The sequence below is a fragment of the Glaciimonas sp. OK215 genome (genome assembly GCF_057787885.1).
The window spans coordinates 2,820,507-2,843,215 of the sequence record NZ_CM173544.1; the positions used below are offsets into that span (position 1 = coordinate 2,820,507).

Annotated in this window: 23 protein-coding genes; 4 read left to right on the forward strand and 19 right to left on the reverse strand. The window is 53.7% G+C overall.

Annotated elements, in window-relative coordinates; genetic code table 11:
• Positions 1–94 precede the first annotated feature (94 nt).
• On the reverse strand, positions 95–634 hold the full coding sequence (locus AC3CHX_RS12775; protein WP_488644370.1) for an FKBP-type peptidyl-prolyl cis-trans isomerase: 540 nt from the start codon (positions 632–634) through the stop codon (positions 95–97).
• A gap of 151 nt (positions 635–785) precedes the next feature.
• On the opposite strand from AC3CHX_RS12775, the gene AC3CHX_RS12780 reads away from it, so the two are divergent.
• Complete coding sequence (locus tag AC3CHX_RS12780) at positions 786–1,907, forward strand: JmjC domain-containing protein (protein ID WP_488644371.1); 1,122 nt, start codon at positions 786–788, stop codon at positions 1,905–1,907.
• A 352-nt stretch (positions 1,908–2,259) separates the two neighbouring features.
• Entirely contained in the window at positions 2,260–2,508 is a 249-nt protein-coding gene (locus AC3CHX_RS12785; protein WP_488644372.1) for a hypothetical protein, read from the forward strand.
• A 175-nt stretch (positions 2,509–2,683) separates the two neighbouring features.
• Here the strand turns inward: AC3CHX_RS12785 and AC3CHX_RS12790 are convergent, their stop codons facing one another.
• From AC3CHX_RS12790 to AC3CHX_RS12840, 11 genes are all read right to left on the reverse strand, one after another.
• Positions 2,684–3,484, reverse strand: coding sequence for an MBL fold metallo-hydrolase (locus AC3CHX_RS12790; RefSeq protein WP_488644373.1), 801 nt, complete (start codon positions 3,482–3,484; stop codon positions 2,684–2,686).
• A 75-nt stretch (positions 3,485–3,559) separates the two neighbouring features.
• Positions 3,560–4,738, reverse strand: a complete 1,179-nt coding sequence (gene bamC, locus AC3CHX_RS12795) for an NlpB/DapX family lipoprotein (RefSeq protein ID WP_488644374.1) — start codon at positions 4,736–4,738, stop codon at positions 3,560–3,562.
• 58 nt (positions 4,739–4,796) lie between these two features.
• Positions 4,797–5,675, reverse strand: coding sequence for a 4-hydroxy-tetrahydrodipicolinate synthase (gene dapA, locus AC3CHX_RS12800; RefSeq protein ID WP_488644375.1), 879 nt, complete (start codon positions 5,673–5,675; stop codon positions 4,797–4,799).
• Between the two features lie 200 nt (positions 5,676–5,875).
• On the reverse strand, positions 5,876–6,472 hold the full coding sequence (locus AC3CHX_RS12805; protein ID WP_488644376.1) for a class I SAM-dependent methyltransferase: 597 nt from the start codon (positions 6,470–6,472) through the stop codon (positions 5,876–5,878).
• Between the two features lie 20 nt (positions 6,473–6,492).
• A complete protein-coding gene (locus AC3CHX_RS12810) occupies positions 6,493–7,695 on the reverse strand; it encodes a tryptophan--tRNA ligase (protein ID WP_488644377.1) in 1,203 nt (400 codons plus the stop codon).
• A 48-nt stretch (positions 7,696–7,743) separates the two neighbouring features.
• Positions 7,744–8,433 (reverse strand): site-2 protease family protein, encoded by a 690-nt coding sequence (locus tag AC3CHX_RS12815; RefSeq protein ID WP_488644378.1) that lies wholly within the window; start codon positions 8,431–8,433, stop codon positions 7,744–7,746.
• Between the two features lie 102 nt (positions 8,434–8,535).
• Positions 8,536–9,159, reverse strand: coding sequence for an L-threonylcarbamoyladenylate synthase (locus AC3CHX_RS12820; protein WP_488644379.1), 624 nt, complete (start codon positions 9,157–9,159; stop codon positions 8,536–8,538).
• A 217-nt stretch (positions 9,160–9,376) separates the two neighbouring features.
• On the reverse strand, positions 9,377–10,261 hold the full coding sequence (gene htpX, locus AC3CHX_RS12825; RefSeq protein ID WP_488644380.1) for a protease HtpX: 885 nt from the start codon (positions 10,259–10,261) through the stop codon (positions 9,377–9,379).
• 113 nt (positions 10,262–10,374) lie between these two features.
• Entirely contained in the window at positions 10,375–11,211 is an 837-nt protein-coding gene (locus tag AC3CHX_RS12830) for a 3',5'-nucleoside bisphosphate phosphatase (protein WP_488644381.1), read from the reverse strand.
• A gap of 147 nt (positions 11,212–11,358) precedes the next feature.
• Positions 11,359–12,237: an alpha/beta fold hydrolase gene (locus tag AC3CHX_RS12835; protein ID WP_488644382.1), complete on the reverse strand. Its 879-nt coding sequence runs from the start codon at positions 12,235–12,237 to the stop codon at positions 11,359–11,361.
• 37 nt (positions 12,238–12,274) lie between these two features.
• Positions 12,275–13,300, reverse strand: a complete 1,026-nt coding sequence (locus AC3CHX_RS12840) for a patatin-like phospholipase family protein (RefSeq protein ID WP_488644383.1) — start codon at positions 13,298–13,300, stop codon at positions 12,275–12,277.
• Between the two features lie 117 nt (positions 13,301–13,417).
• Here AC3CHX_RS12840 and AC3CHX_RS12845 point away from each other — a divergent pair, with 117 nt between their 5' ends.
• The gene (locus tag AC3CHX_RS12845; RefSeq protein WP_488644384.1) at positions 13,418–14,104 is read left to right on the forward strand and encodes a TetR/AcrR family transcriptional regulator; all 687 of its coding nucleotides are present in this window, start codon (positions 13,418–13,420) and stop codon (positions 14,102–14,104) included.
• Positions 14,105–14,139: 35 nt separating this feature from the next.
• Positions 14,140–14,721: an LOG family protein gene (locus tag AC3CHX_RS12850; RefSeq protein ID WP_488644385.1), complete on the forward strand. Its 582-nt coding sequence runs from the start codon at positions 14,140–14,142 to the stop codon at positions 14,719–14,721.
• 84 nt (positions 14,722–14,805) lie between these two features.
• On the opposite strand, the gene AC3CHX_RS12855 is transcribed toward AC3CHX_RS12850, so the two are convergent.
• From AC3CHX_RS12855 to trpA, 7 genes are all read right to left on the reverse strand, one after another.
• Positions 14,806–16,059 carry a cystathionine gamma-synthase family protein gene (locus AC3CHX_RS12855; protein ID WP_488644386.1) on the reverse strand — a complete coding sequence of 418 codons (1,254 nt, stop codon included), beginning with the start codon at positions 16,057–16,059 and terminating at the stop codon, positions 14,806–14,808.
• A 103-nt stretch (positions 16,060–16,162) separates the two neighbouring features.
• Positions 16,163–17,674, reverse strand: a complete 1,512-nt coding sequence (gene purF, locus AC3CHX_RS12860) for an amidophosphoribosyltransferase (protein ID WP_488644387.1) — start codon at positions 17,672–17,674, stop codon at positions 16,163–16,165.
• 83 nt (positions 17,675–17,757) lie between these two features.
• Positions 17,758–18,246 (reverse strand): CvpA family protein, encoded by a 489-nt coding sequence (locus AC3CHX_RS12865; protein ID WP_488644388.1) that lies wholly within the window; start codon positions 18,244–18,246, stop codon positions 17,758–17,760.
• A gap of 100 nt (positions 18,247–18,346) precedes the next feature.
• Entirely contained in the window at positions 18,347–19,309 is a 963-nt protein-coding gene (locus AC3CHX_RS12870; protein WP_488644389.1) for an SPOR domain-containing protein, read from the reverse strand.
• Positions 19,310–19,382: 73 nt separating this feature from the next.
• Positions 19,383–20,705 carry a bifunctional tetrahydrofolate synthase/dihydrofolate synthase gene (gene folC, locus AC3CHX_RS12875; protein WP_488644390.1) on the reverse strand — a complete coding sequence of 441 codons (1,323 nt, stop codon included), beginning with the start codon at positions 20,703–20,705 and terminating at the stop codon, positions 19,383–19,385.
• Positions 20,706–20,773: 68 nt separating this feature from the next.
• Complete coding sequence (gene accD / locus AC3CHX_RS12880) at positions 20,774–21,646, reverse strand: acetyl-CoA carboxylase, carboxyltransferase subunit beta (RefSeq protein WP_488644391.1); 873 nt, start codon at positions 21,644–21,646, stop codon at positions 20,774–20,776.
• Positions 21,647–21,795: 149 nt separating this feature from the next.
• Positions 21,796–22,593 carry a tryptophan synthase subunit alpha gene (gene trpA, locus AC3CHX_RS12885; RefSeq protein ID WP_488644392.1) on the reverse strand — a complete coding sequence of 266 codons (798 nt, stop codon included), beginning with the start codon at positions 22,591–22,593 and terminating at the stop codon, positions 21,796–21,798.
• Between the last annotated feature and the right edge of the window lie 116 nt (positions 22,594–22,709).

A 22,709-nucleotide genomic window follows, 5' to 3' on the forward strand; every position in this document is an offset into this window, starting at 1 on the left:
TGCGGAAAAGCCGTGAGCAACTTGGCTATTGCTCACGGCTTTTTTTCGTCAGTGTCTGCCAAAAGCCGACAGGCGTAATCCTGACTCCTGCAACTTAGTGGATAGGATGGCTGCGGAACTCATCCCCGGAGTCATCATCCAGATCGTCATGATGATGGCCGTGCGCGCCGTGGACGTGTTGATGAACGATTTCCTCATCCGTCGCAACGCGTACTTCGCCGACCGTCAAGTCAAAACGCAAGGCGATACCAGCCAGTGGATGGTTGCCATCCAGCACGACTTTGTCATCAGCGATATCGGTGACAGTGAAAATCAATGCTTGCTCGTCGTCGTCTTCGCCGTCTGGCGTGCCCTCAAACTGCATGCCGACTTCCAGCGGTGTCGGTAACCGGTTGCGTGCCTCGACCTTCACCAGATTCGAGTCATATTCGCCAAAGGCATCATCCGGCTCCACCTGCAGCTCGGTTGTATAACCAACTTCCTTGCCATCCAGCGCTTCTTCAATTTTCGGCAATGTGCCTTCGTAACCACCGTGCAAATACACCATCGGCTCGCTACTCTCTTCGATCAAGTTGCCTTGAGCATCTGACAGTTTGTAGTGCACAGTCACTACGGTATTTTTGGCAATCTTCATGATCATTCCTTTCATTTAATATGCGGTCAGATTATACCCGCCGAATTCGCCAGGTCTGCGCGACAAGAAAAATTTATCCCGCCGCATAACGTAAATGCTTACCAGGGTGTCAATACGGCATTCAGGTACGCCAACCCGATATAATGCCGCTATGAAAAATTTCACCTTATTAGGCGGCCTGTCGCCTGCGCAGTTTTTGCGCGATTACTGGCATAAGAAACCTTTGCTGATTCGTCAGGCCCTGCCGGGATTCAAACCGCTGCTGTCCGCCGAAGCCTTATTTGAGATGGCATCGCGAGATGACGTCGAGGCGCGTCTGATTACGCATTTCAAGCAGCAATGGAAAGTTGAAAATGGACCGGTCGCGACCTTGCCGGCGCTCACTCAAAAGGATTGGACACTATTGGTGCAAGGCGTCAATTTGCATGACGATGCGGCAGATGCATTGCTCAGGCAGTTTCGCTTTATTCCGGATGCGCGGCTGGATGATCTGATGATCAGCTACGCAACCGACACCGGCGGCGTCGGACCGCATTTTGATTCTTACGATGTGTTTTTATTGCAGGCACATGGCCAGCGCCGCTGGAAAATCGGTGCCGGACAAGACCTGACACTGGTTGAAGGCAGCGCGCTAAAAATACTGAAAAACTTCACGCCGGAACAAGAGTTTGTGCTTGAACCGGGCGACATGCTATACCTGCCGCCGCAATATGCCCACGATGGCACTGCAATCGGCGAATGCATGACCTATTCAATCGGCTTCCGCGCACCAGCCTTTCAAGAACTGGGCGAAGCCTTTTTACAGTTCATGGCCGACTCGATCGACCTGCCCGGTCGCTACGCCGATGTCGATTTGACGCCCGCCAGGCACCCGGCGGAAATCAGCCGCAACATGCTGTCGCAGATCTCGGATCAGCTCAATAAGGTGCGCTTTACCGAGGATGATGTCGCCATCTTTGTTGGCGAGTATTTATCCGATCCCAAAGCGAATGTATTTTTTGAGTCGCCGGCCCGGCCACTGACGCTGCCACGCTTCACAGCTGCCATCGCCAAGCGCGGCGTCAGCCTGTCGCGCAAGACACAAATGCTGTATCGCGGAAAGCATGTGTTTATCAATGGCGAGTCGTTCGCCGCTGGACGGGAGGACAAAGCCTCATTATGTGCTTTGGCGGATCAGCGCAGACTAGACGGCAATGCTGCCAGCGCGGTGTCTACCGACGTGCTGGAGGCGCTGTACACCTGGTACGAGGATGGCTGGATCAAGCTTGGCTAATTTGATGACGCTTGACGGGCTAAGGAAGATTGTTCATCCGTTCGACGGGGCTGGCATGAGTGAAGAAAAAAGCGGCGACATATATCACGTCTTTGCCCCCGTCCTATGCCGCCAACTTTGGTGGCCTTGCCGGATGGAAATTTGACCGCTGTTGCTTCAATACAAATCCTTACTAAAAAACAAACCTACCATGCTATATTTGACAAAATCCGCTATAATTCGCAGCTGGAAAGTTTTTGTTGTATCGCAATGCACAATTTTTTGTGCAAAGCACTGCGAAAACATCCTGTAGAGCGATAATTACCGGTAATTATTCATCGCAAAAATTTTGATTACTACTGAAGGAATATCCATGAAAAAAACACTGTTGATCGCATCCCTGTTGGCTCTGGCTTTGGCTGCTTGCGGTAAAAAAGACGAAGCGCCTGCTGCTGACACAGCGGCTTCGATGACAGCACCTGCTGCTTCGGCACCTGAAGCGTCTGCTTCGGCACCTGCTGCTTCGGCACCTGAAGCTGCTGCTCCTGCTGCTTCGGCACCTGAAGCTCCTGCTGCTTCGGCACCTGAAGCTGCTGCTCCTGCTGCTTCGGCATCCAAGTAATTTTTGGTTGCTTAAAAAAAGCCGACCTTCTGGTCGGCTTTTTTGTTGTCAATATAAAGTCAAACAAATACCTTTTCTCTATTCAAGGTCGCTCGGCCTTTTCAACAGTCGGCTGTCTTCCCACCATACCCAGCCTCGCCTGACGACGCTCGACTACCATGTCGACACATCGCCATCAAATTTCGACCCAGTCGAATCCATCCTCCTGACAGGCAATCATCAACTCAGTGTGCATATTTTTTCGACCACGGCACAGCGCGGCAAGTGCAAGTTCACGCGTATTATTCCGCAAGCTCAAATGCGCACCAACCACTTTACGTAAAACCGATTGATCCAGCGCCGCCAGAATCTCGGACGCGACTTCATTCGACAGATGGCCGTACTCCCCGCCTATGCGCCGCTTAAGTGATGGCGGGTAAGCGGAATCACGCAGCATTTGACGATCATGATTGCACTCCAGGATCAGCGCATCGCAACCGGTCAGGGCACTAATCAGGTGATTGGTAGACTTGCCGGCATCCGTCAGCACGCCGAGCCGGAGCTTACCATCGCTAGCAACATACTGCACCGGCTCCCTCGCATCGTGCGGGACCGTGTATGGCGTCAGCTGTAAATCCCCGATAGCAAGCGGCTCGCCATCGCGACAAAAATGCATCTGCACATCGCTACAATTCTTGGGGACTTTCGAGACAGCCTGATAAGTGCCATGGGTGAGCCATACAGGCAAACCATGACGCCGGGCAAATTTGAATACACCGCCGACATGATCCTGGTGCTCGTGCGTCACCACAATCGCCGCTAAGTCGGTTGCACTGACGCCAAGCCTAACCAGGCGACGTTCGGTCTCTTTAATACCAAAGCCACAATCCAGCATGACGGTGGTTGTGGCTTTGGTTGCGGCGGAAGTGGTACTGGAAGCCGTGGAAATCAATAAGGCATTGCCTTCACTACCGCTCCCGAGACTGGCAAATTTCAACGACTTGATCCTCTGCTGCTTTGCCTTACCTTGCCGAACGATCATGACAGCAAAGCAAGGTGAATATACGAACGCTTACTTAAGTTGCTCGTTTATCAAAGCAAGGATCTTGTCAGCCGCTTGCGAAGTTTCCGGCTGACCCTGGTTGTTCTGCACAGACACCTGGCTAGCTGAACCGGAGCCCTTGACCGCTACACGATAGCGCGCCGCAGTTTTGTCGTCTTTCTTCGAACTGGAGAACATCTTGGAGAAGAAGCCATCTGATTTCTTGTCTTTCGCATCCTGACTTTGATCGACGTAACGCACAAAATATACGCCCTGGCTACGATCACGGTCTTCCACGGTGAAGCCGACACGATCCAGGGCCAGGCCGACACGACGCCAGGCACGGTCAAAACTCTCGTCAACTTCGACATAGCTGCCGCTCGCACCAGCAGCGCCCTTGATCAGCTTGGAACGCGCTTGCAACGACGGCGCACTGGCGACCGCTGCTTTGGCCTTGACCTGGTCCGCGCCAAGACGTGCCATCAACCGCGATAAAAATTCGGCCTCCAGCTGCGGATCTTCCGGACGCGCAGTCCAGATACTGGTTTCTTTTGACGCACCGGTCAGCACTTCTTCTGCACCACGGTGACTGATGTAGACTTCAGTCCTCCCGTCAGGTCCGCGCTCCAGGCGCGTTCGGAACTTGTCACGCTCACCGGTTGAGTATAGTGAATCGAATACTTTCCCAAGTGTGTTACGCACGAAATCTTGCGGAATTTTCGCACGATTTTCAGCCCAGTCGGTTTCCATGACGCCGGTATCGGCATTTTCGACATTGATCAGGAACCCTGAATCCTGCCAGAAATCCTTGATCTGCGGCCACAGCTTTTCAGGTGTCGCTTGAATCACCAGCCAGCGCTGCGAACCATCACGTTCGATATGCATGTCCGGGGCGCCGTTAGGCGCCACAACCGCAGCATCTGCAGCCGGCTTTATCCCCTGCTGCAGGTTATATCCGGAGGCGGTGGCGGTTCCTTGATTTGCGTCAGGAATAGCGTAGCGATTTTCGCGCTGCAATTGGGTTAGATCAGGTGGAATATCCAGCTTTGGTGTCTTGACCTTTTCGGCGCTCTTGTAATCGATACGATCCGGCTCCAGCATCGAATTGAGCGAGCTGCACCCTGCCAGGCTGGTCAGCGCCAGTGTGATAACAAGACTACGTTGGGTAAGGCTGCGTGAGGTCGAAGGAATGTTCTTGCGAATAGTCATGTGAATACAGGATGAGTGGAACGAGAAAAATTCTAGAGAAAACGCCTGTCAGCGCAGCTTATTTTAAGACACCCGATTCGCGTAATGCTGCTCGGATCGGTGCATGACATTCCGGCGACAGGGGTATTAGCGGCAAACGCATACCCGACGGAATCATGCCCATTTCAAACAATGCCCATTTGACCGGTATCGGATTCGGCTCGATAAACAATTTATTGTGCAACGGCAGCAGCTTGTTATTGATTTTCACAGCCTCGGCGACATCGCCTTTAATTGCAGCCACACATAGCAAATGCATATCACGTGGTGCGACGTTGGCAGTCACTGAAATATTCCCTTTACCGCCACAGAACATCAGTGCCATGGCAGTGGCATCGTCGCCGGAATAGACCGCAAAATCTGCCGGGGCCAAACGAATCAGATCGGAACCGCGTGCAATATTGCCGGTCGCATCCTTGACACCGATAATGCCGGGCACTTGCGCCAGACGTAAAATTGTCTCGTTACTCATATCAGCGACCGTGCGACCCGGTACGTTGTACAGAATCACTGGCAGGTCGACCGACTCCGCAATCTTCTTGAAGTGCTGATACATGCCTTCTTGTGTTGGCTTATTGTAGTAAGGCACGACTTGCAACGAGGCATCCGCACCGACTTCTTTAGCATAGCGCGTCAGATTGATGGCCTCGGCGGTCGAGTTGCCGCCGGTACCTGCGATGATCGGAATCCGCTTGGCCGCATGTTCAACCGCAACTTTGATCAGTTCACAATGTTCTGCTACCGACACTGTCGGCGACTCGCCTGAAGTGCCGACGATGACGATCGCGTCGGTACCTTCGGCAATATGCCAATCAATCAGCTGACGTAGACTCGGCAAATCAAGGCTGCCGTCCGAATGCATAGGAGTAACGATTGCAACAATGCTACCTTGGATCATGATAGTAAGTACGTAAGAGATAAAAACCTGATTGTAGCGGATCGCCGTGACTATGGGGAAATTCCACTCGCAATTCGAATTAAAACAATGCAAATTACTAAGGAAAATACCCTAAGTAATCCAACAACAAGTCACCGATATATTTAGAATTAGTAAAGCGCGACTTCTAACCCAGGCCCGACTTTTGACTTAAATAATATTCAGTCAAGCTGTAGACCGGCTGGCGAACTGGCAGTTCCTTTGACCGCGCAAAGCCGTTGCACCATTGCCGGTTTCGGCCGCGCCACATAACCTTCCTCAAATGCCAGCACGCGCCAGACATTCTCGACGTCGGCCGTCAGCCAGCGTAATAACTCACCTGGCGTCAGTAGAAAATCCGGATTGGAAGGCTTGCCAAATTGTTGATTCCCGGCAGAAAAAGTCTCATACAGCAGCACGCCTTGATCGGCGATGCTACTGAGCATCCGCGGAACCAATGGCCGATGCAAATAATTCGTCACCACCATACCGGCAAAGCGTTGTGGCTGAAATAATCCTGCCAATGCGACCGCATCACCTGCCTCCAAATCGATCTGACAGGTCGAAATGCCCCTTGCCGCTATGCCGGCCAGCACTTCCGCATTGCGGTCGGCTGCCAGTACGTCCTTGCCCAACGCAGCCAGCAGTGCGCTGTGTCGCCCGCCACCGCAAGCCAGATCAAGTACCTGCCCGGCCGGGATCAATCCGGCAAAACGGCTGATCCAGCTGGAAACAGGGGTGTCGATCATGGTTGGATTGGCAATGGATATAACGGACATGTATGGCAGCGTCAGGTAACTCAGTTGTAACCCAGGCCCATTGCCTCACGCACGTCACGCATTGTGTCCTGCGCCAGCTTGCGCGCATGATCGGCGCCATCCGCTACAATTGCACGCACCAGCGATGGATCGTCAAGATACTGTTGAGCACGCTCGTGCATAGGCTCCTGTTCCTTGATGATGGCGTCAATTACCGGCTGTTTGCATTCCAGGCAACCAATGCCGGCAGAACGACAGCCTTTCGCGGCCCATTCCTGAGTACCGGTATCGGAATACACCAGATGAAATTGCCATACCGGGCATTTTGTCGGCTCGCCCGGATCAGTACGGCGCACGCGTGCCGGATCAGTCGGCATGGTTCTGACTTTTTTGGTTACGACGTCTTTGTCGTCACGTAAAGCGATCGCATTGCCATAGCTCTTCGACATTTTTTGGCCATCGAGACCCGGCAAGCGTGACGCTTCTGTCAACAGCGCCTGTGGCTCGGACAGAATCAACTTGCGACTTCCTTCGAGGAAGCCAAACAGGCGCTCGCGATCGATCATTGACAGATTCTGGGCATCGTCGAGCATCGCCTTGGCTTGCGCAAGAGCCTCTTCACTGCCTTTTTGCTGAAAATCGACGCGTAACTCGTTATACAACTTGGCACGTTTGCTACCGAGCTTTTTGACGGCGTCCTGAGCCTTTTCTTCAAAGCCCTTTTCCTTGCCGTAAAGATGATTAAAGCGACGGGCAATCTCACGCATCATTTCGATATGCGGAATTTGATCGTCGCCGACCGGCACTTGCGTAGCGCGATAAATCAAAACATCAGCAGCCTGCAGCAATGGGTAACCGAGAAAGCCGTAGGTCGCCAGATCGCGATCGGCGAGTTTTTCTTGCTGGTCCTTGTAAGTCGGGACCCGCTCCAGCCAACCCAGCGGCGTTGCCATCGATAGCAGCAAATGTAACTCCGCGTGCTCTGGCACCTTCGACTGAATAAACAGTGTCGATTGCGATGGATCGACACCGGCAGCAAGCCAGTCAATCAACATATCCCAGGCGCTGCTTTCGATCTGGCTAGGATCGTCGTAATGGGTGGTTAGCGCGTGCCAGTCGGCGACAAAGAACAGGCAAGGCAATTCGGATTGCAACCGAACCCAGTTTTTCAAGGCGCCGTGATAGTGGCCAAGATGCAGGGCGCCGGTAGGACGCATGCCAGAAACAACGCGATCAGGATACATAGTAAATGTGAGAAGTCAGAGTGGCAAAATGAAAAGGCGGCAAGGGCGTCAACGCAACAGCATCAGCAGCGGCGTGACGATCCATTGTAAAACAGTAGAGGCAATATCCATCAACGGCGTCATCCATACTGCATATAGTGCAGGTTGATCGCCGAATTGCGGCAGCTTTATCAGAAGCAGCGCCAGCACAATAAAGAAACCGTAGGGTTCAATCCTGGCAAGTTTGTAGGCGTATTTATGCGGCAACAGACTGAATAGAATCCGACCTCCGTCCAATGGCGGCAACGGAAACAGATTCAGTGCAAACAGCACCAGATTCACACGAATACCGGCGTGCGCCATCATGACGAAGAAATCTTGCTGTTCTGCGCCAAAGCTCGCCAGTCCGATCAATAGCAGCATCCAGCCCAAGGCCATGACCAGATTCGCGGCAGGCCCAGCCAGCGCCACCCATGCCATATCGCGCTTGGGTTTGCGCAGCTGACCAAAATTGACGGGTACTGGTTTCGCATAGCCGAACAGGAAAGCGCCTCCGGTGGAGAAAAACATCAACAACGGAATCAGCACCGTACCGAACGGATCGATATGCTTGATCGGATTCAGACTCATGCGGCCCAGCATGTAAGCGGTAGGATCGCCGAAGTACTTGGCAGCGTAGGCATGTGCCGCCTCGTGCAGGGTAATTGCGAAAAGCAGGGGAAGTGCCAATACTGCGATAGTTTGAATAAGATCGTTCATTAGCGGAATTTTAACAGAGGGGCATTAGTGCAAAGCAGATTGGCAGAGAAAGATGGATTTAAATCACGTACTTAAGATTGGACTACTTGTAATTTGGCGCGGCTACAAGCCGAACAATCCAGTGTCGCCGCGTCCCTGCCGAATCAACATTGGCGCATCTGCGGTCAGATCGATCACCGTCGTTGGCTCCAGACCGCAAGCGCCACTGTCGATCACCAGTTCCAGCTGCTTTTCCAGCTGATCGCGTATCTCTTCCGGATCGGTAAGCGGCAACTCGGCGCCCGGCAAAATCAAAGTGGTACCGATCAGGGGCTGCCCCAACTCGTCTAACAAGGCCTGCACCACACTGTTCTCCGGCACCCGCAGTCCGATAGTTTTGCGGGATGGATGACTGAGGCGGCGCGGTACTTCTTTGGTTGCTTCCAGGATAAACGTGTAAGCCCCGGGAGTCGCACTTTTCAGCAGCCGGAACTGACGATTGTCAACCTTAGCATATTCCGAAATCTCGCTCAGGTCACTGCACATCAAGGTCAGGTGATGTTTGTCGTCGACACCGCGAATGCGGCGCACGCGCTCGACTGCATCCTTGTTATCGAGCTGGCATACCAGTGCGTAACAGCAATCAGTCGGCAAGGCGACGATGCCGCCAGCTCGAATAATTTGTACCGCTTGCTTGATCAACCGCAATTGCGGATTATCAGGATGAATCTGGAAAAACTGGCTCATGGCTCGCTAACTCTTTTCGATATTGGACCTACGCAAAATTGTCCCGGCAACGAGTTTGTCAAAACCTGCCGACGAAGACAGTACGAATAGTACGTCTAGGAGGCGTAACGCTGCTGGGGCGGTTTTGCGTAAGTCCACGATATAAAAACGGCGATAGCCACCAGACTACCGCCGCCCTGCCTTATTTCGCTAACAGTGTTCGACTATCGTCGAATGATTACAAGGCAGTCGCTTGGGGATCACGCAAAGCTGCAATACGTTGTTCAATCGGCGGGTGACTGGAGAATAACGCCATAAATCCGGGCCTGTCATTGATACCCATGGCTGCCATCGATTCCGGCAGCGACGCTGCCTCCCTCCCCCCCAGACGCGCCAATGCACGCTGCATCGGCAAGCTGCTGCCCAACAGTTTGGCGGATCCGGCGTCGGCGCGGAATTCGCGGTGACGCGAGAACCAGGCAACGATCAGCGAGGCGCCAATACCCAACACGATCTGACAGACAATCACGGTTACCGTGTAACCGATGCCAGGGCCGTCATTATTACCGCGCGACATGGCGCGATCGACCACATAACCGATCACGCGCGACAAAAACACGACGAAGGTATTCACAACCCCCTGGATCAGAGTCATTGTCACCATATCACCATTCGCAATGTGGGCGATTTCGTGGCCCAGTACCGCTTCAACCTCTTCCTTCGTCATGCTTTCCAGCAGACCGGTCGAGACCGCGACCAATGCCGAATTCCTGAAGGCACCAGTCGCAAATGCGTTTGGCTCGCCTTGAAACACCGCAACTTCAGGCATGCCGATACCGGCCCGTTGCGCCAGCTTGCCGACTGTGTCGACCAGCCACAATTCAGTGGAATTCGACGGCGACGCGATCACGCGCGCACCGGTGGAGTGTTTCGCCATCCACTTGCTGATCAATAGCGAAAAGATTGAGCCGGCGAAGCCAACCACCAGCGAAAACACCATCAATTTAGGTATATCCAGCCCGCTACGCGTTAGAAAACGATCCACGCCCAGCACCGACAGGACGACGCTCAACACCAGCATTACTGCAATATTTGTGGCGAGGAACAGGAAAATACGTTTCATGCAAAAAACTCCTAATTGGGAAGTATCTTTTAAATAAGTCCGTTGCTGCAGATTTCAAGAGGAGCAACGGATACCCTGCAACGACGCGCTCTAGTGTAGCGGCCATGCCTGGATTACAGAGACCAATTGTGCCAGACCGGCACTACCCCATCAGGTAACGGCGGCAACGCGCCCAGATCAACCCGTGATTCATCCGGGCTGTGAAAGTCGGATCCGCGCGACGCCAGAAAACCATAAGCGGCGGCGATTTTGGCATATTCCGCATATTGATCAGGCGAGTGGCTGCCAGTATTGACCTCGATCGCGGCGCCGCCTAATTGTTTGAACTCATCAAAGAACGCACCGAACGCAACGTCGCTCAGGTTGTAGCGCCCGGGATGTGCGACCACGGCAATCCCGCCTGCACCGCGTATCCACTTCAGCGCCTGTGCCAAGCTGGCCCAGCGATGCGGCACGTAGCCCGGCTTGCCTTCAGTCAGATAATTCCGAAATACTTCATGGGTATCGGCACAGCGGCCGATATCGACCAAATGACGCGCAAAGTGGGTACGTGAAATCAGGTCGGGATTGCCGACATGCCTGAGCGCCCCTTCGAACGCATCGGGAATCCCGGCAGCGGCCAGTTGCACAGCCATTTCACGCGCGCGCCGCTCGCGGCCGCCTCGGGTCGCGGCCAACCCTTGTATCAGCTCCTGATTGGTTTCATCAATCTGCAGACCGACTATGTGGATCGTGTGGCCAGCCCAGGTAATCGAAATTTCTACGCCGGGGACATATTGCAGATCGAGCGCGCTAGCGGCGGCCCGCGCTTCGGCGATGCCGCTGATTTCATCGTGATCCGTCAATGCCCAGACATCGACACCGTTGGCCTTGGCACGTGCAGCCACCGCCGCAGGCGTTAAGGTACCGTCGGAAACATTCGAGTGGCAATGGAGATCAACATTCAACATCAAGGAAACTATAGAAAATCATATTCAAGGTAAAGATTGTACGCTCGTTGCACTCTTTTTGTTGCGAACGCACATAACCGATGAGCAGCGTTTAAGCTATCGGTTACTTCAGGATGATTGGTCAGCGCTCAAATGCGGGTTGGCACTTTACTCCGCCAAAAACTGCTCAATCATCAGCGCCAACAACTGCGGCTGATCATGATGCAGCATATGACCTGCATCGGCGACCAGCTCGAGCCGGGCATCGGCAAGGCAGCCGACGCGCCTGTCGATCTCGGCGCGCATTACGTCCTTGCCGCCCATCCATAGCCACATATTTGTATCGGCTGCTTCGACGCATAACACCGGCGCACTGATCCGTCGCCAGCAAGCCAGCATCTCCTCTACTTTGGGCAATACCGGATTGATTATCTTGTGCGCCGGATCGCCGAGAATTTCCCATCTGCCTGAACTGCTTTCGCTGGCCCAGTGCTGCGCCAAAAACCCGGCGCGCTCACTTGTCAGTCGAGGATTGTTCTTTTTCAGGCGGCTGGCAACGGCTTCCTGCGTCGGGTAAGACTGCATTGTCGGCACGGCCCGCAACTCGTCCAGCCATTTGGCGTAACGTTCAGGTGCCTGGTCCGGTTGCGTGATCGCCGGGCCGAATCCCTCCAGATTAATCAACTTGCCGACGCGTTGCGGTCGCACCCCGGCGTATAAACCGACGACGTAACCACCCATGCTATGGCCAAGCAAATTGACTGGGTCTGCGCCAGCGTAATGCCGCAAAATTGCGTCCAGGTCTGCCAAATAATCCGGGAACCAATAAACATCTGCGGGCACTCTCTGCGTCAGACCAAAGCCACGCCAGTCCGGTGCGATGACCTGCCAATCCTGCGCCAGTTTATCCACCACAAATTGAAAAGAGGCCGACACATCCATCCAGCCGTGCAACATGAATAGCAGCGGCGCACCTGGCCGCCCCCAGCGCCGGATATGGTAACGAAGCCCGCGTATCTGGATAAAATCGGATTGAGATGCTTTCATAGGCAATTTAAATGAGATGGTTAGTGGGTGGCAAAGGCTAAGGCAAAAATTGATTCAGATCAAAAGACGAACGCTGTCCCAGATCATCAAATTTTTGCGCCAGCCAGTTATCCGCCTGTTGGCGTCCGGCATCGCGCAAGGCATTGATGAAAGACGCTTTGGTATTGAGCTTACTGGACACACTCAAGTGGCTCATCAATTCGTCGGCATCGATCACATGCATGTTCAGATTCTTTAAGCGCTGCTCGAGCTTGCCGCCGGCATCCGGATCGCCTTCGGTGTTGCGCCGGGCTAGCGCGATGCCGCCCAACTCGGTAAAAAATGTCGAACTAAAACTGATTTCCGTCAGTCGCTGACCGATTTCGTCAGTCGTCGTGGGCGTCTTTGGCCGCCGGAACGGGTGTAATAGCACCACCATGATGTCGGGTGAAGTACACAGATGCAACAATGGAAAAATCGGCGGATTGGCGGTCAGGCCGCCGTCCCAATATGCCTCGCCATTAATCTCTACCGCATGGTGCATGGATGGCAAGCATGCCGATGCCAACAAGGCTTCGAGCGACAATTCGTGGTTGCGAAATATTTTCAGGGTGCCGGTACTGACCTGCGTTGCGGCGATGAACAGCTTGATGTTTCCATGCGTACGCAAACGGTCAAAATCAATTTGATTTACCAGAATGTCACGCAGCGGGTTGAGATCAAAGGGATTGAACTGGTAGGGGGAAAATAGTCGCATCATCGAAAAAACGCCTTTCATCAACGCGGTCGACGACGCTTGTCTGGCAATTGCGGCATCGCTCAGGGCATGATGTTGCATGAAGCTGAACAGATCTTTGGTACTGACACTCCCCCAAAAGTCGGATAAAGCCTGGCGCGCGCCATCGCGGCCGCCAACCGCAAAACCATGGCTCATCACCACTGCATTCATCGCGCCGGCACTAGCACCGCTGACCCCCTCAATCTCAACCCTGGTGTCCTCCAGCAGCCGATCTAGGACTCCCCAGGTGAAGGCGCCATGCGACCCGCCACCCTGCAATGCCAATGTCACGGTTTTGTTTTGCATGATTTCCCCTAATGGTTGTAGGTCAGGCTATCAGAAGCAATATACAATCTTTAAAAAATAAATTTGCCGAATTGACAAAACCCGGCGCTGTGTATCGATTTTCGGAAAGAAAAAGTCATGGAACAAAAGGTGCCACGCCGTACGCGTGAAAAAATTCTGGAATTATCGTTGCGACTCTTCAATGAATTCGGCGAACCGAATATCACTACGACGATCATTGCCGATGAGATGAAAATCTCACCGGGAAATCTGTACTATCACTTCCGCAACAAGGATGACATCGTGAATTCGATTTTCGTCACTTTCGAGGAAGAAATCAGTCGCATGCTGACCATTCCACAGGAAGCGCGACCGACCATGCAGGAAGTCTGGAATTACCTGCATCTGATGTTTGAATTGATCTGGCGCTACCGTTTTTTTTACCGCGACCTGAGCGATCTATTATCGCGCAATCGTACTCTGGAGCTCCATTTCAAAGAAATTTTCGGCCATAAAATCAAAGTAGTAAAACGATTGTGCCAGAGATTGCAGGCAGACAATGCGCTAGCCGTCAACCCAACTGAAATCGACGCATTGTCGACCAATATGGTGGTCACCACCAGTTACTGGCTGTCGTATCAATATGTGTTGAATCCGCGCCAATACACCGAGCAAGCTGTCGTAGAAAACGCGCTGGCGAGCGGTTGTTATCAGGTACTGTCCCTGATGCATCCCTATTTGCGCGGCGAAACCTTGCAACACTTTGAAGAACTGACTGCCAAATATTTAAAGAAAAGCAGCGAGTCGGTACAGCCCCCTCAATAAACAGCAATGCATCCTTTTTTAAATACTCTTAAGCCATGAAATCACTTTGTATCTATTGCGGTTCATCACCAGGATCGTCTCCCAACTACGCGCAGGCAGCCCGCTCCCTGGCACAGCACATGGTCAACGACAACATCGCATTGGTGTACGGCGGCGGGAATGTCGGCCTGATGGGCATCATTGCCGACGAAGTCATGCGACTGGGCGGCATTGCCACTGGGGTCATCCCGACCGCGCTGCTGGAAAAGGAACTCGCCCATAAAGGCCTGACCAAGCTGCATATCGTCAAGGACATGCATGAACGCAAGGCGATGATGGCGGAGCTGTCAGACGGCTTTATCGCGATGCCTGGCGGCATCGGCACGCTGGAAGAGTTATTTGAAGTGTTTACATGGGCGCAATTGGGTTTTCATCAAAAACCAATCGGCCTGTTGAACGTGGATGGCTTTTACGACGGGCTAATCCAGTTTATTCAACATATGGTGTCGCAGCGTTTTCTCAAAGCGGAGCAGGCTGATTTGCTGATCAATGCGCCGGATGGTGCCGCCTTGCTGCAACGTTTTAAGTCGTTTGTACCGCTCCACGTCACAAAGTGGCTGGATCGCACGACGATTTAAGTTGCAACGATATAAACATCAAAAAACCACGAAACCGGTTCGGTTGTCGTGGCTCTTTGATGAACTGCGGCTAATTTTAAAGGCTTAATTCTTGTCTAAAGCCTGCTTAAAGTCGGCCACCAGATCCGCCGTGTCTTCGATCCCGATCGACACCCGGATCAACGACTCGGAAATCCCCATGCGCGCGCGCGCTTCGGCGCCCATTTCATAAAAAATGGTATGGGCGACTGGCAACACCAGAGTGCGATTGTCACCCAAATGGGTTGCCGAAATACCTAATTTCATACGATTCAGATAATCGAAGCAATCCATCTCGGGCTGCAATTCAAAACTCAGCAAATAGCCAAACGAATGGAACAGTTGGCTCGCCAGCACATGCTGTGGATGGGATTTCAGGCCAGGATAATGAACCGCGGCGACACGTGGATCGGCTTCCAGCATCTGCGCCACGGCCAGCGCGCTGGCGCAGCTACGCTCCATGCGCAGTGCCATGGTTTCCGCACCGACAGCAATGTGATGCGCGGCTTCGGGCCCAAGCGCCGCGCCAAAGTCACGCAAGCTTTTAGCGCGCATCTGCGCCATGCCCCATTGCGCCGCAGGGAGTTTTTTGTAGTTATCCAGGATATGCGGATATTGGCCCCAGTCGAACAAGCCGGTATCAGTCAACGCACCACCGAGTGCATTGCCATGACCGCCTATCGATTTGGTCAGTGAATTGACGACCAGGCTGGCCTCAACCACCTTCGGCTGGAACAAATACGGCGACGTCATGGTGTTATCAACCACAAACAGAATACCGCGCGCACGGCACAAATCGCCTATGCGTTTCAAGTCCGCAATCTGAGTGCGGGGATTGGCGATGGTTTCGACGAACACCATGCGCGTGTTTGCCGTCAACGCTGCTTCGACCTGTGCGACCTCGGTAACATCGACCATCGAAACGTCGATGCCCTGGCCCCGGATGGTTTGCCATACGCTTGCGGTATTGCCGAACAAAAACGCCGTCGATACAACGTGGTCACCAGCCCGCAGCAAGCCCTGCACCACCGCACCGATTGCCGCCATGCCGGTAGCGAAGCACATGGTGGCGCAGCCGCCTTCCATCAGGTTGACTTTATCTTCCAGCGCCGACACCGTCGGATTGCCTTGACGGCCATAGCGATAACCTTGCGCACGGCCTTGAAACACTTCAGCCAGCTGGCGTGCGTCTTTATAACCGTAGGTCACAGAGGTATGCACCGGCTTATGCAAGGAACCATGTTCTATGGCTTTTTGCCGATCGCCGTGCACGACCGTGGTGGTAAAGCCATATTTCTTTTTGTCTTCTGTATTAGTCATGATCTAAAACCATTTCCAGTTTGTTGCCATGCACGAACAGAATCTGTCCAGAACTACCGGGCAGATTCCCTCCAGGTCCGACAGGCGACCAGCCTACCCTACATCACTCCAGATTCGCCAGATTCAGTTGCGAACGCACCGCATCTTCAACTTCCACTTTCGGATTGTTGCGAACAAACTCGATGCGATCCAGATAATCGCGCGAGATATCGCCAGTGATGTAGTTACCGTCGAAACAAGATGCTTCGAAGTTTTTCAAGGCTGGATTGACATCGGAAATAGAACGTTTCAGCGCGTCGATATCCTGATACACCAATGCGTCAGCGGTAATTTCCCGGCAGACTTCTTCATCGGTACGACCATAAGCGATCAACTCGCCCCGGGTCGGCATGTCGATACCGTAGACGTTCGGAAATTTCACCGGTGGCGCCGCTGACGCAAAAATCACCCGTTTAGCGCCGGAATCACGCGCCATCTGCACGATCTCACGACTAGTGGTGCCACGTACGATCGAGTCATCCACCAGCAATACCGTCTTGCCTTTGAATTCGGAACCGATGGCGTTCAGCTTCTGGCGTACCGACTTCTTGCGTATCGCTTGTCCTGGCATCAGGAAGGTGCGGCCGATATAACGATTCTTGATGAAGCCTTCGCGGTATTCGATATTCAGTTTGAGTGCCAACTGAATGGCAGCAGGACGCGATGAATCAGGAATCGGCATCACCACATCAATGTCGCCGCTGGAAAACTCGCGCTTGATCTTGTCGGCCAGGTATTCGCCCATTTTCAGGCGGGTAGCGTAGACCGAGGCGCCATCGATGATCGAATCCGGACGTGCCAGATAAACGAATTCGAAAGCACATGGATTCAAGGTTGGGTTGTCGGCGCATTGCTGGTTGTACAAATTGCCTTCGATATCGATAAAAATCGCTTCGCCCGGCATGACATCGCGCAAGAAACGGAAGCCCAAACCTTCAAGCGCTACCGATTCGCTGGCGAGCACGTATTCGGTGCCCTTGTCGGTCTCGTTGACGCCGATACACAGTGGACGGATGCCAAACGGATCGCGGAATGCCAGCAGGCCATGACCGGCGATCTGTGCCACCACCGCATACGAACCGCGAACCCGCTGGTGAACCATGGCGACGGCTTTGAACAGTGCCTCAGGATCAAGCGAATAGCCGATAGTCGCCTGCTGAATTTCGTGCGCCAGCACGTTCAGCAAGACTTCCGTATCAGAATCGGTATTGATATGCCGGCGATCATTTTTGAACATCTCGATTTTGAGTTGTTCGGCGTTGGTCAGGTTACCGTTGTGCGCCAAAATGATGCCGAACGGCGCGTTGACGTAAAACGGCTGTGCTTCTTCCGCGCTGGCGCTGCCGGCGGTTGGGTAGCGGACCTGGCCGATGCCAAAATTACCTGGCAAAGAACGCATGTTGCGGGTCCGGAAAACATCGCGCACCAGGCCATTCGCCTTGTGCATGAAAAATCCGTTACCGTGGTTGGTTGCGATCCCCGCTGCGTCCTGGCCACGATGTTGCAATAGCAACAAAGCGTCGTAGATCAATTGATTGGCGGGGTTGTGAGAGGCGATGCCGACTATGCCACACATGGTGGACTCCTAATTTAAAACAATTCGAGAAAGCGATGCAAACAAGATCAAACGGTACAAATTCCGGGAGCAAAATCGGGGATTTAAAACTTCACGTGTTGCGCAAATGCACCCGGCAAAAATGGCAAAGCCGTCTTCGCAGCCGTTTCTGCCAGCGGGCTGAATACAGCTTTGCGCCAAAACGGTTGGCGCGGGATCGCCGTGGTGCCACAAACCAATACCACCGCCAATACGATCACGAGCCCACGTGCGAGGCCAAACAAACCGCCCAGGCCACGATCAGCGATGCTCAGACCACTCGCCTTGATCAGGCCATCCAGCGCCATGCTTAACAGCATCATTAACAATCTGACGCCAATAAATAAGGCTAAAAAGGCCACAATCAGGCGTGTCACAGCTCCCGGAATCAGGCCGGGGAGCAATTCTGCCAGATTTTCACCGTAAGCGTTGGCAACGAACAGGGCAACGAGCCAGCTTGCCAGAGACAGGATTTCCTTGACCAACCCGCGCAAGCTGCTGATCAACACTGAGCAAATCAGCACAAACAGAACTAGATAATCAAAAATCGTCACGCGGCCTCAAAACCTATCAAAAACCTGTTGACTCAGAACCCGTCGGGCATCTTGCTGCCGCCCTCTCAGGCCAGTCATATGATGCTGGTCCGCATTAAAATCAAGCCGGTACCAGGCTGCCGTTTAAACCCAATGCCGCCAGCCGGGCGCGCGCCTTCTCAGCCTCTTCTTTGCTGGCAAAAGGCCCAACCCGGATGCGGATACGCTCGCCCGAGGACGTCTTGATTTTTTGCGTATAGGAACGAATTCCTGCATCGCTTAACTTTCCCCGCAATTCATCGACTTTTTCCTGCGACGCCAATGCCGCCACCTGGATCACAAATTTTCCCGGGGCTGCCCGGGCGACATCGCTGCGGCCGTTCAAAATGGCTGCCGCACGCGCCGCATCATCCTGTGGCTCGCTGACGTCAGGCGTTTCTTCTGCCTTAGCCTCGGATTTAAGTTCGGACTTAGGCTCGGGCTTAGGTTTTCGCTCTTGCTTAACCTCAGCTTTAGGCTTGTTCTCTGGCTTAGGTTTTGCTGCAGGCTTGGGTTCGGGCTTAATTTCCGGCTCTGTCGGTACGACAACATTGGCGTTATTGGTCAATGGCGGGGCTGGCGATGCGCCCGCAGTCGCGAGCTTAGCCGCGCCTGGCTTTGCATTTGTGGAAGGTGCGGGCGTGCTGGCCGGATCGATGATCTCCTCCTGCTGATCCAGGCCGCTGAGGTCGCTGGCCGCACCAGACGCTGCGGCGGAAGCAGAAGCAGATGCCGATGCAGGCTTGTCATGCGAAGGAATCTGGATCGCAATGTCATCCGCCAGAGGTTTCGGTTCCGAATCCAGCACCATCGGCAACACAATCACCACTGCCAGCACTAATGCCACAGCGCCGACCAAACGGCGTCGGGCACGTTTTTTTTCGGGGAGTACCGGATCAGCCGCATCGTTGGCCTGATTGTTGGCAGTTTTCCGTTTTCTGCTGGCACGGATGGTGCTCGAATCCTCTTCGGAACGCGAATGATATGCGCTCTGCTCAGAGTTGGGCTGCTGCTTATTTTTACGGAAGAAAGAGAACAAACCCATGCGATATCGATTTAGTTTGAAAGTACGATGCTTGAAATATTGACTGATTGGCGCCGCATCGCAGCGCAAAATGTCAGTGAAATCCGGATTTCCTAGCTTCCATCACGCCAGCAACTGTCAGGAAGGATCCGAAAACCACAATTCTATCATTCTCACCCGCCCTGCTCAGCGCATTTGCGTAGGCTTCTGCAGGTGTTTTGAAACCTTGAATGGTAGATTCTGCGGCGGCACCCGCCTTGACACCGGCCTGTTGCAAGCGCTGCTGCAATTGCTCGGCGCTGGCGGCACGTGGCAACGGCAAGTCAGTCACACACCAGTGATCGATCCGGCCCTTCAGTTGCGCCACGATGCCTTCGATATCCTTGTCCAGCATGGCGCCGAATATCCCGTAGGTATACGGGTGAAAACCCATATTGTCCAGATTTTGCGCCAGCGTTGCAGCCGCATGCGGGTTGTGCGCCACATCCAGCACCACCAGCGGTTGTCCCGGCATCACTTGAAAACGGGCTGGCAACTCGACCGTCACCAGGCCGGTGCGCACCTCTTGGGCGCTCACCGGCAATTGATTGCGCAAGGCCTCCAATGCCGCCAATGCCGCGGATGCGTTCAGCAGTTGATTGGCGCCACGAAGGCTGGGGTAACCCAGGGAATTGCGACGTTGAGTGCGGCCACCATAGTTCCACTGTTGCTTGTCGCCGGTATAGTTAAAATCGCGGCCCAACAACCATAGATCGGCACCAATTGCATTGGCATGATCGATCAATGACTGCGGTGGCACCGGATCGCTGCAAATCGCGGTCTTGCCGGCACGGAAAATACCCGCCTTCTCAAAGCCGATTTTTTCCCGGGTATCGCCCAAATAATCGGTGTGGTCGATATCGATGCTGGTCACAATCGCGATGTCCGCATCGACCACATTGACGGCATCCAGGCGTCCGCCGAGACCGACTTCCAGAATCGCGACGTCAAGATCGGCAGTCGCCAGCAAATGCATGATAGCCAGCGTAGTGAATTCAAAATACGTCAGGGAAACGTCGCCGCGTTGCGCTTCAACTGCCTCAAAACTGGCAATCAGCGCTGCATCCGACGCTGACTCGCCATTTAGCTGTGCGCGTTCATTGAATTTCAGAAAATGCGGCTTGATGTACAAACCGACCTTATAGCCGGCACGCAGCAGCATCGATTCCAGCATGGCGCAGGTCGAGCCCTTGCCGTTGGTACCGGCCACCATGATGACCGGACAGTGGAACTGCAGATTCAGCCGCTGTTTGACCAACTTGACCCGGTCCAGACCCATATCGATGGTTTTGAAGTGGCGCGACTCAAGTAGTGCCAGCCATTCGTCGAGGTTGGCAGGCTTGCTTGGAACGAGTGGCGTGGTCAGCGTAGTAGGCATTTGGTCATTCAACAAAAAACAATAGCCCGAACAGCAAGCGATTCGGGCTATTTAGGTGTTACGCAATATTATGCAAGCGTTTCGGCTGGTTGATTTTGCAGCAAGGCCAGCAGACGAGCGATTTCTTCACGCATCTTGCGCCGATCGACAATCATGTCGACCGCACCCTTGGTTACCAGGAATTCAGCGCGCTGGAAGCCTTCCGGCAGTTTTTCACGCACGGTATTTTCGATCACGCGTGGACCGGCGAAGCCAATCAGCGCTTTTGGTTCAGCGATCACCACATCGCCCATGAAGGCAAACGAAGCGGAAACGCCACCCATGGTCGGATCGGTCAGCACGCTGATGAATGGCAATTTCTTTTCCGACAATTTGGTCAGCATCGCCGTAGTTTTTGCCATTTGCATCAATGACAGCAAACCTTCCTGCATACGCGCACCGCCGGTCGCCGTAATGCAGATGAAAGGGACTTTTTGCTCCAGCGCGACTTGCGCACCACGGACAAAACGCTCACCGACTACGGAGCCCATCGAACCGCCCATGAATTCGAATTCAAAACAGGCGACCACCACCGGCAAAGTCATGATGGCACCGCCAAGCACAATCAGAGCATCGGTTTCGCCGGTGGCTTCCATCGCCGCCTTCAGACGATCCGGATATTTTTTGCTGTCTTTGAATTTAAGTGTATCAATCGGCAATGTTTCCTGACCGATTTCATAACGACCACCGGCATCCAGCAGCGCGTCGAGACGATCGCGGGCACGGATACGCATGTGATGGCTGCATTTTGGACAGACGTGAATATTCGATTCCAGATCGGTCCGGTACAGCACGGCTTCGCAGGATGGGCATTTAACCCACAGTCCTTCGGGGATGGACTTGCGTGTCGCCGAATCACTGCGCTGGATACGTGGGGGGAGTAATTTTTCAAGCCAACTCATAGAGCGACCTCCTTCATTTTTTTTACTTGCCGAATTGTACCTTCAACCAAAAAACAGCGATAGCAAATCGCTGCTTGTTGGCAAACCGGCATGAATAGCGGTTTTACAGGTTTTCAATCTTTTTCCGGGACAGCGGATTGTAACAGCGGCTACTCGTCCAGTGCTTTACGGATACCGCTGATGAATGTTTGCACCGCAGCAACAGCATGCTCGCGCGGCGTATTCTCCAGTTCCTGAATGATGCGGCTACCGATTACAACCGCATCCGCTACCTGCGCAACGGCCTTGGCGGTGGCGGCGTCGCGAATCCCGAAACCGACGCCGATTGGCAATTTGACATATTTGCGGATCGCTGCAATACGCTCTGCGACTTCAACGATGTCGATATTCGCGGCGCCGGTCACGCCCTTAAGCGAAACGTAATAGGTGAAGCCGCCGCCAACGCTGGCAACCTGTTTGATCCGCTCTTCGGTCGAGGTCGGTGCCAGCAGGAAGATCGGATCCATGCCATTGGCCCGCATCTTCTGCGCGAATTCTTCGCATTCCTCCGGCGGATAATCGACCACGATAGTGCCATCAACGCCGGCATCGACGGCCGCGCGGATAAAAACATCCACGCCCATCCGTTCGAGCGGATTGGCATAACCCATCAGGACCACTGGCGTAGTGGTGTTGGTCTGGCGGAACTCGCGCACGTAGCCGAAGACGTCGTGCAAGCTGACGTTGAATTTGAGCGCGCGCTCACAAGCGCGCTGAATCACCGGACCTTCGGCCATCGGATCGGAAAACGGCACGCCCAGTTCGAGAATGTCGGCGCCGCCAGCAACCAGTGCATGCAGCAGCGGCACCGTCAGTTCGGGAGCAGGATCACCTGCAGTGATAAAAGGGATCAGGCCCTTTTTATTATTTGCGGCCAGTGCGGCCAGCGTAGTCTGGATTCGTGACATGGTTTGTCTTAGTTGAATATTCGTTGGGTATTCGTTGAATTCGGCGCAGCAGCTACGATGAGAGTTTGTCAGCGACACACCGCAAGCGGATGTGTCGCTAACTGGCAAAGTCCGTT